General features: G+C 66.6%; 15 protein-coding genes. 9 read left to right on the top strand and 6 right to left on the bottom strand.

Features of this window, described 5'->3' with window-relative positions:
• Positions 1–57 precede the first annotated feature (57 nt).
• A complete protein-coding gene (gene lnt, locus SALB1_RS08170; RefSeq protein ID WP_158590680.1) occupies positions 58–1,581 on the bottom strand; it encodes an apolipoprotein N-acyltransferase in 1,524 nt (507 codons plus the stop codon).
• A 240-nt stretch (positions 1,582–1,821) separates the two neighbouring features.
• Positions 1,822–2,631 (bottom strand): thiol:disulfide interchange protein DsbG, encoded by an 810-nt coding sequence (dsbG, locus tag SALB1_RS08175; RefSeq protein WP_109993414.1) that lies wholly within the window; start codon positions 2,629–2,631, stop codon positions 1,822–1,824.
• A gap of 390 nt (positions 2,632–3,021) precedes the next feature.
• On the opposite strand from dsbG, the gene ubiE reads away from it, so the two are divergent.
• Genes ubiE through ubiB form a run of 3 tightly spaced genes read left to right on the top strand, consistent with a single transcriptional unit; the run spans position 3,022 to position 6,055 of the window.
• Positions 3,022–3,795 (top strand): bifunctional demethylmenaquinone methyltransferase/2-methoxy-6-polyprenyl-1,4-benzoquinol methylase UbiE, encoded by a 774-nt coding sequence (gene ubiE, locus SALB1_RS08180; RefSeq protein WP_109993415.1) that lies wholly within the window; start codon positions 3,022–3,024, stop codon positions 3,793–3,795.
• A complete protein-coding gene (locus SALB1_RS08185) occupies positions 3,792–4,418 on the top strand; it encodes an SCP2 domain-containing protein (RefSeq protein WP_109993416.1) in 627 nt (208 codons plus the stop codon). Before ubiE ends, SALB1_RS08185 begins: the two co-directional genes overlap by 4 nt.
• Positions 4,418–6,055: a ubiquinone biosynthesis regulatory protein kinase UbiB gene (gene ubiB / locus SALB1_RS08190; RefSeq protein ID WP_109993417.1), complete on the top strand. Its 1,638-nt coding sequence runs from the start codon at positions 4,418–4,420 to the stop codon at positions 6,053–6,055. Before SALB1_RS08185 ends, ubiB begins: the two co-directional genes overlap by 1 nt.
• A 79-nt stretch (positions 6,056–6,134) precedes the next feature.
• Here the strand turns inward: ubiB and SALB1_RS08195 are convergent, their stop codons facing one another.
• Together SALB1_RS08195 and SALB1_RS08200 are read right to left on the bottom strand one after the other, a co-directional pair.
• On the bottom strand, positions 6,135–7,745 hold the full coding sequence (locus SALB1_RS08195; protein ID WP_109993418.1) for a S41 family peptidase: 1,611 nt from the start codon (positions 7,743–7,745) through the stop codon (positions 6,135–6,137).
• A gap of 149 nt (positions 7,746–7,894) precedes the next feature.
• Entirely contained in the window at positions 7,895–9,055 is a 1,161-nt protein-coding gene (locus tag SALB1_RS08200; RefSeq protein WP_109993419.1) for a murein hydrolase activator EnvC, read from the bottom strand.
• 158 nt (positions 9,056–9,213) lie between these two features.
• On the opposite strand from SALB1_RS08200, the gene SALB1_RS08205 reads away from it, so the two are divergent.
• From SALB1_RS08205 to SALB1_RS08225, 5 genes are all read left to right on the top strand, one after another.
• A complete protein-coding gene (locus SALB1_RS08205) occupies positions 9,214–9,639 on the top strand; it encodes a rhodanese-like domain-containing protein (RefSeq protein ID WP_109993420.1) in 426 nt (141 codons plus the stop codon).
• 32 nt (positions 9,640–9,671) lie between these two features.
• Positions 9,672–10,166, top strand: a complete 495-nt coding sequence (gene secB / locus SALB1_RS08210; protein WP_109993421.1) for a protein-export chaperone SecB — start codon at positions 9,672–9,674, stop codon at positions 10,164–10,166.
• A gap of 26 nt (positions 10,167–10,192) precedes the next feature.
• Positions 10,193–11,200 carry an NAD(P)H-dependent glycerol-3-phosphate dehydrogenase gene (locus tag SALB1_RS08215; protein ID WP_109993422.1) on the top strand — a complete coding sequence of 336 codons (1,008 nt, stop codon included), beginning with the start codon at positions 10,193–10,195 and terminating at the stop codon, positions 11,198–11,200.
• A 434-nt stretch (positions 11,201–11,634) separates the two neighbouring features.
• Positions 11,635–12,249 carry a CDP-alcohol phosphatidyltransferase family protein gene (locus tag SALB1_RS08220; RefSeq protein ID WP_158590681.1) on the top strand — a complete coding sequence of 205 codons (615 nt, stop codon included), beginning with the start codon at positions 11,635–11,637 and terminating at the stop codon, positions 12,247–12,249.
• A 1-nt stretch (position 12,250) separates the two neighbouring features.
• On the top strand, positions 12,251–12,907 hold the full coding sequence (locus SALB1_RS08225) for an HAD family phosphatase (protein ID WP_158590682.1): 657 nt from the start codon (positions 12,251–12,253) through the stop codon (positions 12,905–12,907).
• Between the two features lie 11 nt (positions 12,908–12,918).
• On the opposite strand, the gene SALB1_RS08230 is transcribed toward SALB1_RS08225, so the two are convergent.
• Together SALB1_RS08230 and SALB1_RS08235 are read right to left on the bottom strand one after the other, a co-directional pair.
• Positions 12,919–13,365 carry a tRNA (cytidine(34)-2'-O)-methyltransferase gene (locus SALB1_RS08230; RefSeq protein ID WP_109993425.1) on the bottom strand — a complete coding sequence of 149 codons (447 nt, stop codon included), beginning with the start codon at positions 13,363–13,365 and terminating at the stop codon, positions 12,919–12,921.
• Entirely contained in the window at positions 13,356–13,682 is a 327-nt protein-coding gene (locus SALB1_RS08235; RefSeq protein WP_109993426.1) for a DUF2007 domain-containing protein, read from the bottom strand. Before SALB1_RS08235 ends, SALB1_RS08230 begins: the two co-directional genes overlap by 10 nt.
• Before the next feature lie 93 nt (positions 13,683–13,775).
• Between SALB1_RS08235 and SALB1_RS08240 the strand changes: the two genes are divergently transcribed.
• Positions 13,776–14,099 carry a hypothetical protein gene (locus SALB1_RS08240; protein WP_109993427.1) on the top strand — a complete coding sequence of 108 codons (324 nt, stop codon included), beginning with the start codon at positions 13,776–13,778 and terminating at the stop codon, positions 14,097–14,099.
• Positions 14,100–14,104 lie beyond the last annotated feature (5 nt).

Genomic DNA, 14,104 nt, shown 5'->3' on the forward strand with positions numbered 1-14,104 from the left:
ATACAACTCGACTCGTTGTAGCAGGATTTGCGCTTTAGCTACAGTCCGGGATTGACCCTACCGTCGGCGGAGCCGTCGACGATCGAGAATGCGTGCCATACCGGCCAGGCCGGCGACACACAGCGCGACAAGCACCACGCCATCGTTGCCCCAGCGCGCGAATGGTGTCATGCCGGCATAGGGCCGGAAGTGGCCGGTGACGGCGGTCGCGGTGAAGTCCGGCGCGCGCACGACCACCCGGCCGTCGGGGGCGACGATGCCGGTGACCGCGCTGTTGTCGGCGCGCAGCAGATAGCGGCCGGTTTCGACCGCGCGCATGCGCGCCATCTCGAAATGCTGTTTCGGCCCGATGGATCGCCCGAACCAGGCATCGTCCGATACGTTGACCAGCACATTGGCCGGCGGCACATCCCGGGCGATCAGTCCGCCGAATATGTCCTCGTAGCAGACCGAGATGCCGAGTGCGACATGGCCGGCGACGATCGGCTTTTGGTGCATGGCGCCCGGCGTGATGTCCGAATACGGCATGCCCAACTCGGCCATCCAGCGGCGCACGAATTCCGGTACCGGGAAGTATTCACCGAAGGGCACCAGATGGCGCTTGGAGTACAGGCCCTTGCCGGCGCCGGCCGCCACCACGCTGTTATAGACGCGTTGTCCGTTCTTGCTCGCGCTGAGCAGGCCGGTGATCAGGGTCGTATGGTGCTTGGCCAGGCGGGCGCCGAGATTGTCGAGCGCCGGTTTGACCGCGCGGTAGTAGTCCGGGATCGCGGTTTCGGGCCAGATCACCAGATCCGAGTGCCAGTGGCCGTGGGTGAGTCGGGAATAACGATGGATCGCATCGTCGACTGACTGCGGCGACCACTTGGCCTGCTGAGCGATATTGCCCTGCACCAGGGTGACGGTGAGCGGCTTGCCGCTGGGATGCGTCCAGTCGATACGGCCGAGCCCGAACGCACCCGCCCAGAGCACGATCAGCGCCGCGATCGCCGTCGGCGCCTGCTTGGGGCGCGCGCTCAGCCAGGCCAGCAGCCCGGCCGAAAGCGCGACCGCCCAGCTGGCGCCGAACACGCCGAATATCGGCACGATGCCGACCAGCGGCGAGGCAATCTGCGAGTAGCCGATCGACAGCCAGGGAAAGCCGGAGAAGACCCAACTGCGCAGCCATTCCACCAGCGTCCAAAGCAGCGGCAGCCAGACCAGGTATCGCAGCGCGCCCGGGGTCGGGGCGACGCGCGCAGCAACGCCGAGGGTGAGGGCAATGAAGCCGGCCAGCAGGACGATCAACCCCACCAGCAGGGCCACGGCCAGCGGCAAGGGCGCGCCGCCCACCCCCGACAGTGCGATCAGGATCCAGTACGTGCCGGCGCCGAACTGCCCGATGCCGAAGGCAAGCCCCACGCCGCCGGCGCGCCGCATATCCAGCCCATCGGCGAGACGAAACAGCACCGCCAACAGGATGGGCAGGGCCCAGAATGCCCCGAACGGGGCGAACGCGGTCACCGAGATCGCGCCCATGATCGCGGCGAGGGCGAGCGCCGGCCAGCCGCCGGCAGCGAGTGTCCTGTAACCTAAGTTCATCGCCCTGTTTCGGCTCTTTTTCGCGTCACGCGGCGTTGCGGCCATTCGCCGTGTTCCCCGATGCGGCTCATCACCGCGCCTTGTCCGGCAGGAAAAATCACGCGAAACCCATGCCGTGAACTTGCGTTATCGGACACTGGACGAGAGCGCAAGGTCGGTCCTGGCACGCTGGCAATCCTGAGAGTCGAGTGGCAACCGGCAATTCAGGCCGGTCGTCCACGGCAACAGGCCCTAAGGCGGTCAGCTCTGGTGGTCGATGTAATTCTTGAGCCAGGCCTTGCCCGGTGCGCCGATCTTGGCCGCCCAGTGGCCGTCTTGCTTGTACAGCAGCGTCGGTGTGCCGTTGCCGCCGGCCGACGACATCTGCTTGTAGTGGCGGTTGATCACGTGCTTGAGTTTGGCCGAGGGCGAAGCGACCGGCTTGATACCGCCTTCTTCGGAATCCTCGTTGAACCCGTTCTCATTTTCCACCAGCGCCTTGACCGGGTCCTTGGCCGACAGGATCGCGGCCGCGCGGCCCATGCTCGATGACTTGAGAAAACCGACCAGGGCCCACTGCAACTGCAACTTGCCGGCTTTGACCAGCGATTCGGCCTGCTGGTAGAAGCGATGACAATAGATGCAGTTGGGGTCGGCGAAGACATAGATCACCGGCGCATCATCCGGGCCCTGCTGAACCAGATGCCCGGTTTTCTTGAGCTGATCGACCACCTTGCCCACATCCGGCTTGGGCACGTACTTGTCGGTGTACTGCGCCGACATGTTCTTGCCCTCGGGCGAGACCAGCTGGCCCATGAACAGATAACCATGGTCGCCATAGACAATCTGATGCTGGCCGTCTTTCTCCAGCACATAGCCGGTCACGCCCGGGACATCGGTCTTGAACTGCCGATCGACCGTGAGCGAGCCGTTTTTGACCGCCTTGGCGAGCACCGGCGGCAGGTCACTTGTCGCTGGTTTCTGGGTCGGCTGGGCGCTGGCGGCGAGGGTGGTGGCAAGCAGTCCGGCGCCGGCCACGGCGGCCAGGCGCTTGAAAACGGCGATGGTCATGCAGGGCTCCGGTGATGACAATAACGGCTCGGCCCGGTGATTGCGGCGGCCCGGGCGCGACTCTGGACGCAATGTACTAGCCGAGGCGCGAGTTGGCGAGCACGAACGCAAGCCGTCACTCGAGCCTGTGCCTCGGGGCCGGCCGGGGCGTGCGGCCCGCTGCCTCACGCGGAACGGTCGCACGAGGTGGTCGTTCGCTGGTGTCGACGCGCCCCGGGCGCCTCTCTGCGAACCGGATGCGTCACCGGGCGATGTGCGGGCACCTGCCAACCGCTCACGCTATCGCACGCCGACGCAGAACAACGAAGCCGGTACCAACGGCGCATGCTTGGCCGCCACGCCCGCCAGTGCGGTAAGCTTGCCGCCACGCCCAACTGACCGCATCCGGCCATGGTCGATTCCCGACAGCCGCCGTCGGACGATTCCGACACCATCGATTTCGGCTACGAACGCGTGCCGCGCGGCGCCAAGGCCCAGCGCGTGGGCGCGGTGTTCGATTCGGTGGCCGACAACTACGACATCATGAACGATCTCATGTCGATGGGCGTCCATCGGGCATGGAAGCGGTTCACGATCAGTCTGGCGGCGGTCCGCCCGGGCGAGCGCGTGCTCGATCTGGCCAGCGGGACCGGCGATCTCGCGGCCGGTTTCGCCCGCAAGGTCGGCGCCTCCGGCCGGGTGCTGATGTCCGACATCAACCACGCCATGCTCTCCAATGGCCGCGACCGGATGATCGAGCGTGGGCTGGTCTCGAACGTCGATTATTGCCTGGCCAATGCGGAGAAATTGCCGTTCGCCGACGATGCCTTCGACTGCGTGACCATCGGCTTTGGCCTACGCAATGTCACCGACAAGCAGGGCGCGCTCAACGAGATGGCGCGCGTGACCAAACCGGGCGGGCGCACCATCGTGCTCGAATTCTCCAAGCCGGCAGTGCCGGGTCTGGGGCGGCTCTACGATGTGTATTCGTTTTCGGTGCTGCCGTGGCTGGGCAAGAACGTGGCGCGCGACGAGGCGGCTTATCGCTATCTGGCCGAATCGATCCGCATGCATCCCGATCAGGACACGCTGAAGTCGATGATGGGGGAAGCGGGTTTCGTGCGCTGCGGTTATCACAATCTCACCGGCGGCATCGTCGCTGTGCATCGCGGTTACGCGCCATGAGCCCGGCGGGTGAGTTTCGCGGCCTGCCGGGGCCGGCGCGGGCCGCCGCCGAAATGGCGCTCAATCGCTATATCGGCGCCGACGCGACCGCGCTCGAACGCGCGGCGGCGCTGTCCGGGCATTCGCTGACCGTGTGTTTCGCCGATCTGGGCCTGGCGGTCACCTTCATCGGCGAGCGGCACGGCCTGCAGGTCGCGGGTTCGCCCGAAGGCGAGCCGGACGTGCGCCTGACCGGGCGCTCCACCGTGTTCGCCCGCGTGTTCTTTTCCGGCGGCCGCGAGGGGCTCACCGGGGGCGGTCTGCGCATCGAGGGCGATATCGGCATCGCCCAGCAGTTCGCGGATCTGTTCTCGGGCGTGGATTTCGATCTCGGCGATCTGCTGGATCAGCGCTTCGGGCCGGTGGTCGGGCGTTTTCTCGAGCAGGGCGCGAAGGGCGCGGCCGGGCTGTTCTCGCGCCTGCGGCGCGAGCTGCCGGCGCAGACGGCCGAGTATCTGCGCGAGGAAACCCGCGACGTCGTCGGCGCCTGGGAGCACGAGAAACTGGCCGGCGAAGTCGCGGCGTTTCGCGACGAGGTGGAGCGCACCGCCGCCCGAATCAAGAGACTGGAGCGGCGACGCTGATGCTCGGACAATCCCGGCGTGTGCTGGAAATCCTGCGCACGATGCGCCGCTATGGCCTGGGCGAACTGTTCGGCGACAATGCGCCGACCTGGCTGGTCGGCAAGCCGAAGCACTTCGACCAGCCGGTGGCGGTGCGCCTGCGGCTGGCGCTGGAAGCGCTCGGGCCGGTGTTCATCAAGTTCGGCCAGACCCTGTCGACGCGCCGCGACCTGCTGCCCGACGGCATGGCCGAGGAGCTTTCGAAGCTGCAGGACGATGTGCCGCCGTTCGCGGGTGCCGAGGCGCGCGCGTTGATCGAGGCGGCCTATGGCCACGATCTGGGACGCTTCTTCGCCGAGTTCGACGAACAGCCGATGGCTGCAGCCTCGATCGCCCAGGTGCACGCCGCACGCCTGCATCCGGCCGAGGGCGAGACGCGCGGCGCGGCCGTGGTGGTTAAGGTGCTGCGCCCGGAGGTTCACGCGCGCGTGGCGCGCGATATCGCGGTGCTCTACACGCTGGCGAAGATGGCCGCGCGCTTCCATCCGGAAGCCGAGCGCCTGCGCCCGGTGGAGATCGTGGCCGAATACGATCGCATCATCCACGACGAACTGGACCTGATGCGCGAAGGTGCCAACGCCAGCCAGCTCGGGCGCAACTGGCACGGCTCGGACCTGATCGTGCATCCGACCATCTATTTCGACTACAGCACCGAGTCGGTGCTGGTGATGGAGCGCATGGAAGGCGTGCCGATCGACGACGTCGATACGCTCGTCGCGGCCGGCGTGGATTTCAAGGTGCTGGCCGAGCGCGGCGTGGAGATCTTCTTCAAGCAAGTCTTTCGCGATAATTTCTTTCATGCCGACATGCACCCCGGCAACATCTTCGTGCAGACCGACAATCCCGGGCGCCCGCGTTACGTGGGCCTGGATTTCGGCATCGTCGGCACGCTAACGGCCGACGACCAGCGTTATCTGGCCGAGAATTTCCTGGCCTTCTTCAATCAGGATTACCGGCGCATCGCCGAGCTGCACGTGGAATCCGGCTGGATGCCGGCGGATACCCGCATCGAGGATTTCGAGGGCGCGATTCGCACAGTCTCCGAGCCGATCATGAACAAGCCGCTGGCCGAGATCTCCTTCGGGTTGTTCCTGGTGCGCCTGTTCAAGATCGCCCGGCGTTATCGTTATCAGGTCCAGCCGCAGCTCGTGCTACTGCAGAAGACGGTGCTCAATGTCGAGGGTTTGGGGCGCGATCTGTATCCGCAGCTCGATCTGTGGGCGACGGCCAAGCCGATTCTGGAGGAATGGATGCGTCGCCGGGCCGATCCGCGCATCGCGGCCGAACGCATCCGGCAGCAGTTGCCGCAGATCGTGGACGGCCTGCCCGATCTGGTGAGCACGTTGGTACGCCGCACCCGTGCCGGCGAGGCGCCCGGTGCACACCAGCTGGAAGCCGCGCTGACCGAGATCACCTACGAACTGCGTACTGCCCGGCGGGCCATGCGCTGGACGCTGGTGGGCACCGGTCTGGTCGTGGTCTCGGCCGCGGAGCTGGCTTATCCGCCGTTGCCGGTGTGGATGGCCATCATCACCGGGTTGGCCGGCATGATCAGCTGGGCCAAGGCCTGGCACGGTAAGCCGCGCCCGTCGAGATAAGGCAACGCCGCCGCGCGACCACGCGGCCGCGTTACCCCGGGCGAGCGCTGCCGTGCGCGCTACCCTGTTGGCATCGGTTCTAAGAGCCGGCCGCGGTCGCCTTGCCATCGTGCTGGGCGCTGTTGTGGGCCTGCCCGGCCATCGGCCGGCTCGGCTTCGCCCCCCGCGTCTGGTTCTGATTGAGCGTGTTGAGCCCCTTGAGCAGGTTCAGGGCTTCATAGACACCGTAGTCCTTTTCCACCAGTGGCTTGCCGGAGTGGGGCTGGTCGGCGTTGCCGTGGTTTCCGGAGTCGGCAGCGTGCGTGCTGGCTGCGTCCCCGCCGGTATCGGACGATTTGGCGCCCGTGTCGCTCTGCGACTCGGGTTTCGAGTCGTTGCCCTTGCCCTTGCCGGTATCGCTGCTGTTGTCGGCGTCGTTGTTGGCGTTATTGGCCGCCGGGCCGGCGCCGGCTTCCGCGCCGGTATTCTTGAGCGCGCCGGGCAGGTCGGCCTCGGTATAGCCGAAGCCGCCGCTGGCCTGGGCCGGCGTGATCTTGACCGGTGCCAGCTTGATGTCGGGCGTGATGCCCTCGGCCTGGATCGAGCGGCCCGACGGGGTGTAGTAGCGTGCGGTGGTGAGTTTGAGCGCCGAGCCGTCGTTGAGCGGCAGGACGGTCTGCACCGAGCCCTTGCCGAAGGTCTGGGTGCCCATGATGACCGCGCGATGATCGTCCTGCAGGGCGCCGGATACGATCTCGGCGGCCGAGGCCGTGCCCTGGTTCACCAGGACCACCATCGGCGCGCCGTTGAGTTTGTCGCCCGCGGTGGCCTTGAACTTGTGCTCGGTATCGGCGGCGCGCCCCTGGATCGAGACGATGGTGCCGCTGCCGACGAAGTCGTTGGAAACGTCGACCGCGGCGTTGAGCACGCCGCCGGGGTTGTTGCGCAGGTCGAGCACGACGCCCTTGAGCGGGCCGTCGGCCTGTTTCTTGAGATGGGCCAGCGCCTTGTTCATGCCCTTGGCGGTGCCGTCGGTGAACTGGCTGATGCGGATGTAGCCATAGCCCGGGGCCAGCATGTGCGACTTCACGCTCGCGACCTGGATATCGGCGCGTTGCAGGTGCAGATGGATCGGTTTGTCGTGGCCATCACGCAGAATGGTCAGCGAGATCTTGCTGCCCGGCTTGCCGCGCATCGCGTGCACGGAGTCGATCATCGACATACCCTTGACCGGCTTGTCGTCGATGCGAATGATCATGTCGCCGGGCTGGATGCCGGCCCGGGAAGCCGGGGTGTCGTCGATCGGCGAGATCACCTGCAGATAGCCGTTTTCCATCTGCACCTTCACGCCGATCCCGCCGAACTGGCCGGAGGTGGACACCGTGAGCTGCTTGTACTGGTCCGGATCGAGATAGGCCGAGTGCGGGTCCAGTCGGTCGACCATGCCGTGCAGGGCGTTGTCCAGGAGTGTCTTGTCCGACACCTTCTCGACGTAGCCCTGTTTGACCTGGTGCATGATTGCGACGAACTTGCGCAGTTCCGACAACGGCAGCTTCTGATTGGCCTGGCTGGCATCACTGGCCTTTTGCAGGCTCTGGACATCGGCCGCCCCGGGCGCGCTGTCGGCGAAACTGTTCTCTCCGATCGTGATGACCGTGCCGACGATCACGCCGAGCACGATCAGGGATGCGCCGCGCAGTTTGGGGTCCATGTCTTTTTCCAGTGTCGTGTCAGTCGGTTCCGGCTGCCGAAGGCGTTCGGTCAGGCGCTCGACAGGCTCGGGTCGGTCGGTTCGGTCCGGTGCCGGGCTCGGCCTGCGGCGACGGCTGTCGACGATAGCATACGGCGGTCTCGCGCCAATCAGCCCGCCAGCCAGCGGCTCGGATTGACCGGGTCCTGGCCGTGGCGGATCTCGAAGTAGATGCCGTTCTTGTCGTGGCCGCCACTATGCCCGGCGGTGGCGATCGGCTGGCCAGTGGATACCGCGTCGCCGACGTCGACATAACTCGCCGCGGCATGCCCGTACAACGAATAATAGCCGTGGCCGTGATCGATGATCACGATCAGGCCATAGCCTTTCATGTAACCGACGTAGACGACCCGGCCCCCGGCGACCGCGTGCACCGGCGTCCCCTGCGCGGCGGCGAACCAATCGCCCTGCCAGTGCAGCGGGCCGCCGTTCTTGGTCTGGCCGTAGCGCGCGAGCACGGATTTGGCCGCCACCGGCGGATGCATGCGGCCCTTGAGTTTATAGAAGGGCACGCCCGAGGGCACCGGTGGCAGGTTCGACAGTTGGTTCTGCACCGAATCGAGCAGTTTCTTGAGTTGGTGTTCCTGGTCGCGCATGTCCGACAGGGTTGATTTGTGCGATGACAGCTGTCGGTCGAGCGCGGCCAGCGTGGCCTTCTGTTTCTTTTCGGTGGCTTCCAGCGAATCCAGCGTCCGGGCGCGCTCGGCGCGCTGGTCGGCGAGTTGTGAGCGTTCGTTTTCCAGCGATTGCTGCTTCGAGGCGAGGCGCGTGAGCACGGTCTTGAGGTGCGCGACCTGCCGGCTCTGCGCATCGGAAAAATACTGGTAGTAATTCAGCATGCGGCCGATGCGATCGGGCGCCGCCCCCGAGAGCAGCAGGCGCATCCGGCTCATGCGGCCGGTCTCGTAGGCTGAGCGCACCTGGGCGCGCAGCGTCTCGAGTTCGCCGGATAGATTGTCGCGTTCGGCGTCGCGCTGTTTTTTCAGGCGGGCGATGCGTTTCTTGTGTTCGGCGATGGCGTGGTCGAGCGTGTCCAGCCGCTTGCGCGTCGCGCTGATGCGCGATTGCGCCTTGGCCAGCGCGTCCGACAGGTCGCTGCGCTGATTCGAGTCGGAGGCGATCTGCTTGCGCACCTTGGCGATGCGATCGCGCAAGGCCGAGAGTTCGGCGCGGGCATGGGCGGCGCGCGAGTCGCCGTCGGCCAGGCCGGCCGCCGGGGCAAGAATGGACAGCGCAAGCAATAGTGCGCCGAGCACGTGGGTCAACCGCATCGGGCGATTGTAAGACAAGCGGCCGCGTGCGGGTCAGGGGGCGGCGGACTATGCAATAATCCCCGGCCGACGCCCGGGTTCCGGGCGATCTTCACCCCGCGCGGGCCCGCCGTCCGCGCGCCTCGGGCACGCATATATTGAGACTCGGCACATCGTTTATGAATCAGTTGCTGGAATTCGTCGTCCATCATCCGTTTCTCTGGGCCGCGCTGGGCGTCATCGTCATCGCCTTCATCGCGAATGAGGTCTGGCGGGCGTTGTCCGGCAGCGGGCCGATTTCGTCAGGAGAGGCGGTACGGCTGATGAACAGTGACGACGCGGTCGTGGTCGATACGCGCTCGTCGTCGGAATACAAGAAGCATCATATTCTCAACGCCAAGCATGTGCCCGCCGCCGGCATCGCCGAGCGTGCCAAGGAAATCTCGCGCGACCCGAACAAGCCGATTATCGTCTATTGCGGCGCCGGCAATGCGGCGCCGGCGGCTGCGGCCAAGTTGCGGGCCAAGGGCTATACCCGGGTTTATGCGCTCAAGGGTGGCATCAACGGCTGGCGGGCCGACGGTCTGCCGGTCACCAGTAAATAAGCGGCGCGCATTCGCGCCCCACAGGAGGGATCATGGCCGAAGATAATGACAGCCAGACCGAACAGACCGAGGCCCAGCGCCAGGTCGGTCTGCAGAAGATATACATCCGCGATGCCTCGATCGAGGTGCCGGATGGCCCGCGCGTGTTCACCGAGGAGTACAACCCCGAGGTCAACGTCGATCTGAACACGCAGATTCAGTCTCTGTCCGAGGAGACGCATCAGGTGGTTCTGACCGTGACGGTCACCGCCAAGCAGGGCGAGCGCACGGCCTATATCGTCGAGGTGCAGCAGGCCGGCGTGTTCCAGCTCGAGGGCTTTTCGGCCGACGATGAGCGCGATCATGTGCTCGGCGCCTACTGCCCGTCGATCCTGTTTCCCTATATCCGCGAGTCGGTGGGCGACATGGTGCAGCGTGCGGGCTTTCCGCACTTCCTGCTGCAGCCGGTGAACTTCGACCTGCTGTATGCCCAGCATCGGGCGAGCGAGGACGGCACGCCCAGCGACGCCAGCCAGGCGACGCACTAGGCGTTTCTGCAGGCCTGATCGTGTCGGTGGCTCTGCCGCGTTGTTTCGCCGTCGTCGGCGCCGGTTCCTGGGGCACGGCGCTGGCGGTCCAGCTGGCACGGCGCGGCCATGCCGTGCGCCTGTGGGGCCGCGACGCCGCGGCGATCGAGACCATGGCCGGGACGCGCATCAACGCGCGTTACCTGCCCCATGTGACGTTTCCGCCCACGCTGGAGCCGGTGGCCGATCTGGCCGCGGCGATCGACGGCGCGGACGATGTCGTGGTCGTGCTGCCCAGCCATGCGCTGCGGGCCGGTCTGGAAGCGCTGGCGCCATGCCTGGCCCCGCACCAGCGCGTGCTCTGGGCGACCAAGGGGCTGGAACCCGATACGGCCCTGTTGCCGCACGAGGTCGCCACCGCGGTGCTGGGCGCTGCCCGCGCCACCGGCGTGCTGTCGGGGCCGAGCTTCGCCGGTGAGGTGGGGCGGGGCCTGCCGACCGCGGTCACCATCGCCTCGGCCGACCCGGCATTGGCCGCCGACATGGCGCGAGCGTTCCACGACGGCGTGTTCCGGGTCTATACCTCGAGCGACGTGATCGGCGTCGGCGTGGGCGGCGCGGTGAAGAACGTGTTGGCGATCGCGGTCGGCATGTCGGATGGCCTGGGCTACGGCGCCAACGCCCGCGCACTGCTGATCACGCGCGGGCTGTCGGAGATGATGCGCCTGGGCGTGGAACTCGGCGGCCGCCGCGATACGCTGACCGGCATGGCCGGTCTGGGCGATCTGCTGCTGACCTGCAGCGATGATCAGTCGCGCAATCGTCGCATGGGCCTGGCGCTGGCGGCCGGCGATGACGTGCCCACGGCCGAGGCGCGGATCGGCCAGGTGGTCGAAGGCGTGCGGGCGGCACGCGAGGTGCACCGCATGGCCCAGGCGCACGGCATCGACATGCCGATCGCGGCGCAGGCGTATCGCGTGCTCCACGAAGGCGATTCGCCGCAGGCCGCGGCGCGCCGGCTGACCGATCGCCCGTCTCGATCCGAGGCCGAATAGGGGCGCACGGCCGTCGCCATATGGCGGTCGAGGGCCAGCGCCAGTGCCGCTGCCGCGTTGCTGCCGGTGATCGAGATGGCCGGGTGCCGCCGGGCTCCGGGAGCGGACCCGGGCGCAATCTGCCGGGATGAACGCCCCGGAACAGCGATGGGCCGGCAGCGGGCGTCGGCACGGCGATTCGGTCGCGTTCGACGCCCGCGTCTGGTGCTGACGCCGGTACGCACGCCGATTCGGAGGCAGCCGTGCTAACCCTTGGCACGCGCCGCTCATGTAGAATATGTATGACAGGATCGTGAAATCGTGCGGCCGGCGTTCAGCGCGGGCATGGCCGAGGAATCGAAAACGAAGCACCGCCCCGGGGGCGGTCGATGCGCCCTCGCCCCAACGGCACGGTGCAATATATCGACCAGTCCCGGCGAGACATAAACGGGCATATGGCGAACTGGGTCACTTTCGGGCGTTTTCTGTTGCTGTTCCTGCTGTTGGGCATCGTCTACTCGGGCGTTCCCGCGTTGCAGCTGGTCAATGCGCCGCTCACGATTCTGATCATCGCGCTCGACGGCGTGGATGGCTGGGTCGCACGGCGTTTCAACGAGGAAACGCTGTTCGGCGCCACTTTCGATATCGCCATCGATCGCATCGTGGAAACGGTGCTGTGGGTGGTGCTTGCGCATCTGGGCTTCATCGGGGTCTGGGTGCCGCTGCTGTTCATCATTCGCGGCAACCTGGTCGACGCCATCCGCAGCAAGGGGGCGGCGAGCGGCACGGCGGCGTTCGACATGATGCAGTCGCCCATCGGTCGTTTCCTGGTCGCCGGGCGTTTCATGCGCGGCTTCTATGCCGTGCTCAAGGCCGTGACCTTTGCCTGGATACTGCTCTGGCAGCCGTTCCCGGCGATTGCGCCCGAATTCTGGGCAGCCTGGGGCGGTGCGCTGTCGGCGACCGGTCTGGTGCTGGCCTGGGCCTCGGCGGCGATCTGCGTCGCCCGCGGTCTGCCGGTGATCGTGGAGTTCTGCGTGAATGAGCGGCCTGCCGCACAAAGAGGCTGACATGCGTCTGGTCATCTTCGACATCGATGGCACGCTCGTGCCGGGGGCCTCTTCGGAGATGCGCTTTGCGCGCTATCTTTGGCAGGTGGGCGCACTCGGGCCGCGCCAGTTGCTGGCCTTCGCCGGGTTCGCGCTGCGTTACCTGCCGCGCTTCGGCAAGCATGTGATGCAGAAGAACAAGGCCTATCTCTCGGGCCACGAATACGGGCATATTGTCGAACTCGCACGTCGGTTCGTGGCCGACGTGCTCGTGCCGGTGCTGCATGCGCCGGCGGTCGAGCGCCTCAAGGCGCATCAGGCGGCCGGCGACACCGTGGTGCTGCTGTCCGGTACGCCCCAGTTTCTGGCCGACGCACTCGGCGAAGCGCTCGATATCGAACTCTGCATCGGGGCGGCCTGCTGTACCCGGAATGGCCGCTTCACCCCGGCGCCGCCGCGGCGCCACCCCTACGGGCCGACCAAGATCGACGCGGCGGAGACCCTGGCGAGCCGGGCCGGGTTGCCGCTGGCCGACGCCGTCGCCTTCGGTGATTCGATCAACGATGCCTATCTGTTCCGCATGGTGGGGCAGGCAGTGGCGGTCGCGCCCGACCGCAAGCTCTCGGCCGAGGCGGACAACGCCGGCTGGGAAGTGCTGGACCCGGGCGCGAAGGCCTGAGGCGCGACCGCTCAGGCGAAGCCGAGCTGGCGCCAGGCCTCGAAGGCGATCACCGCGACGCTGTTCGACAGGTTCAGACTGCGATTGCCGGGCTGCATGGGCAGATAGATCGCGGCATCCGCGGCGTTCACTCGCTCGGCGGGCAACCCCTTGGTTTCGCAGCCGAACAACAACGCGTCGTCGGCGCGATAGCGCAGGCGGTCGTAGCGCATGTTGCCGCGCTTGGTGGCGGCGAACACGCGGTTGTCGGGATGGGCGGTGCGCCAGCTGTCGTAGTCCGGCCATTCGCGAATCACGGCGCGTTCACGATAATCCAGCCCGGCGCGGCGCAGATGCTTGTCGTCGATCGAGAATCCCAGCGGATGGATCAGATGCAGCTCGGCGCCGATATTGACGGCAAGCCGGATCACGTTGCCGGTGTTGGGCGGGATCTCGGGTCGATGCAGGATCAGGTGCATGGGTGCGGGCGAGGATGCTGGCAGTGCCAGCAGGCGTTGAACTGGCCCTCGACGGTTTCGCCGCAGCCAGGGCAGTGCCATGCCCGACCGCCCTCCACCGGGCCCCGCTCGAACGCGGTCACCAGCGCACGCGCACGTTCGAAATCGGCCGGGTTATCGATCCAGACCTGGGGATAGACGTTGGCCGGCAGCTCGCCCATGCCGCCCCAGAGATGCTGGCGACGAACGTGGGCGGGAATCCCCCGATCAACGAGCATGTCCTTGACGATCTCGGCGTTGACTGGATCGGCGGCCAGATAGACTTCGCGCGCGGTCATGAGGGATCCCAAGGCTCGATCGAATTGACGGGCTTGTATGAAATGGCACCAGCGCCTAATCTTCCAGTTGTGCAGCACTCCGGGGGTCGCCACATGTCTATTCTCCTGATCCGGCGCGCGTTTGTCGCAAGCGTCGTCGCCCTGTCGCTGGTGGTCGCGACCCCAGCGTTGGCGGCGGGCAACGATGATGCCGCCACACCCTCGGCCGCCGCCATGACTTTCGACGCTGCGGTGGTACGCCCGTTGAGTCTGGTGGCCACGGTGGCAGGCACCGGGTTGTTCATCGTCTCCCTGCCGTTCTCGCTGCTCGGGCATAACACCGACAAGGCACGCGAACGTCTGGTCGCTGAGCCGGCCAAGTATACCTTTACCCGGCCGCTGGGCGATTTCGACGCCCAGACCCCGGGCAACGACTAGGGCCT

Source organism: Salinisphaera sp. LB1 (assembly GCF_003177035.1).
GTDB lineage: Bacteria > Pseudomonadota > Gammaproteobacteria > Nevskiales > Salinisphaeraceae > Salinisphaera.

What these genes read in the sequence shown, in the direction of transcription:
- lnt (WP_158590680.1), bottom strand. Translation starts at nt 1,581, where the DNA reads ATGAACTTAGGTTACAGGACACTCGCTGCCGGCGGCTGGCCGGCGCTC.
- dsbG (WP_109993414.1), bottom strand. Translation starts at nt 2,631, where the DNA reads ATGACCATCGCCGTTTTCAAGCGCCTGGCCGCCGTGGCCGGCGCCGGA.
- ubiE (WP_109993415.1), top strand. Translation starts at nt 3,022, where the DNA reads ATGGTCGATTCCCGACAGCCGCCGTCGGACGATTCCGACACCATCGAT.
- SALB1_RS08185 (WP_109993416.1), top strand. Translation starts at nt 3,792, where the DNA reads ATGAGCCCGGCGGGTGAGTTTCGCGGCCTGCCGGGGCCGGCGCGGGCC.
- ubiB (WP_109993417.1), top strand. Translation starts at nt 4,418, where the DNA reads ATGCTCGGACAATCCCGGCGTGTGCTGGAAATCCTGCGCACGATGCGC.
- SALB1_RS08195 (WP_109993418.1), bottom strand. Translation starts at nt 7,745, where the DNA reads ATGGACCCCAAACTGCGCGGCGCATCCCTGATCGTGCTCGGCGTGATC.
- SALB1_RS08200 (WP_109993419.1), bottom strand. Translation starts at nt 9,055, where the DNA reads ATGCGGTTGACCCACGTGCTCGGCGCACTATTGCTTGCGCTGTCCATT.
- SALB1_RS08205 (WP_109993420.1), top strand. Translation starts at nt 9,214, where the DNA reads ATGAATCAGTTGCTGGAATTCGTCGTCCATCATCCGTTTCTCTGGGCC.
- secB (WP_109993421.1), top strand. Translation starts at nt 9,672, where the DNA reads ATGGCCGAAGATAATGACAGCCAGACCGAACAGACCGAGGCCCAGCGC.
- SALB1_RS08220 (WP_158590681.1), top strand. Translation starts at nt 11,635, where the DNA reads ATGGCGAACTGGGTCACTTTCGGGCGTTTTCTGTTGCTGTTCCTGCTG.
- SALB1_RS08225 (WP_158590682.1), top strand. Translation starts at nt 12,251, where the DNA reads ATGCGTCTGGTCATCTTCGACATCGATGGCACGCTCGTGCCGGGGGCC.
- SALB1_RS08230 (WP_109993425.1), bottom strand. Translation starts at nt 13,365, where the DNA reads ATGCACCTGATCCTGCATCGACCCGAGATCCCGCCCAACACCGGCAAC.
- SALB1_RS08235 (WP_109993426.1), bottom strand. Translation starts at nt 13,682, where the DNA reads ATGACCGCGCGCGAAGTCTATCTGGCCGCCGATCCAGTCAACGCCGAG.
- SALB1_RS08240 (WP_109993427.1), top strand. Translation starts at nt 13,776, where the DNA reads ATGTCTATTCTCCTGATCCGGCGCGCGTTTGTCGCAAGCGTCGTCGCC.